This is a genomic window from Sphingobium sp. (assembly GCF_033795625.1).
In the GTDB taxonomy this organism is placed as follows: Bacteria; Pseudomonadota; Alphaproteobacteria; order Sphingomonadales; family Sphingomonadaceae; genus Sphingobium.
Genome location: NZ_JARYGI010000081.1, coordinates 1 through 1,342 on the forward strand (window position 1 = coordinate 1; position 1,342 = coordinate 1,342).

A 1,342-nucleotide genomic window follows, 5' to 3' on the forward strand; every position below is an offset into this window, starting at 1 on the left:
CAGGTCGCGGAAAAAGGCTCTTCACCTGACCGTGTTGGCATGATTCAATGCCCTAAGCGAGATTTGAGGGGATTGCGATGCGCGGCGGCGATATCGAGACATCCGGGTTATTTTCCTATGTGAGCTGCGAGGCGCGTGTTCCTGGCGGTCACCCTCTGCGAGCGATCCGCGCGATCGTGGATGAAGCGCTGGAGGTTTTATCGCCGGACTTCGAGCGGATGTACTCGCCGATCGGGCGGCCATCGATCCCGCCGGAGAAGCTGTTGCGGGCGCTGCTGCTCCAGGCATTCTACACGGTGAGGTCCGAACGTCAGCTGATGGAGCAGCTCGACTACAACCTGTTGTTTCGCTGGTTCGTCGGTCTGGCGATAGACGCGCCGATTTGGGACGTGACGGTATTCACGAAGAACCGTGAGCGCCTGCTTGCGGGCGACATCGCCGCGAAGTTCCTGTCAGCCGTCATGGGGCAGTCCCGCGTGAAAGTGCTGCTGTCTGACGAGCATTTCTCGGTCGATGGCACGTTAATCGAGGCCTGGGCGAGCATGAAAAGCTTCAAGCCGAAGGGCGGCGTTGAACCCGACGACAGCGACGACAGCGGCTGCCCCGGCGCTGGGCAAGGCGTCGAGCCAGCGGCCCAGGGGCGCAACGCTGAACGCGATTTCCGCGGCGAGTAGCGAAGCAACGCGACCCATGCCTCGATCACGGATCCCGATGCGCGATTGTTCAAAAAGGCGCGTGGTCAGGCCGCCAGGCTCTGCCACATGGGCCATGTTCTGATGGAAAATCGAAACGGTCTGGTTGTCGATGCCATCCTGACCCACGCCACCGGCACGGCCGAACGCGAGGCAGCGCTGGCCATGCTCGAACGCTTGGACGGGCGCCATCGCATCACCCTTGGCGCGGACAAGGCGTACGACACCACCGGTTTCATTGCCGCCCTGCGAGGCATTAAGGTGACGCCGCATGTAGCTCAGAATAACAATGGCCGACGCTCGGCCATCGACGGTCGCACAACCCGCCATGGCGGCTACACTATGTCGATCCGTATCCGCAAGAAGATCGAGGAGATCTTTGGCTGGGCAAAAACGTCTGGTGGCATGCGCAAGACCCGCCATCGCGGTCAGGATCGCGTGGGCTGGAACTTCACGCTGACCGCCGCTGCTTATAATCTCGTGAGGCTGCCGAAACTGTTGGCGGTAGCCTGAGCATGCCCGAAATCCGCCCCGGCACCCGAATTTCCGGGCAAAACCGCCCCACACACCCGAAAAACGCTTCAAATGACCGACGTCAAACTGTCGAAGTCCTCAGATCGATCCCCGAACGACCCTATTTCCGCACCCTG

Annotated in this window: 1 pseudogene; it reads left to right on the plus strand. The window is 61.2% G+C overall.

Annotated features, from left to right (window positions below):
* The first annotated feature begins 77 nt into the window (after positions 1-77).
* Positions 78-1,205, plus strand: a pseudogene (locus QHC67_RS18625) (IS5 family transposase).
* Positions 1,206-1,342: the final 137 nt, after the last annotated feature.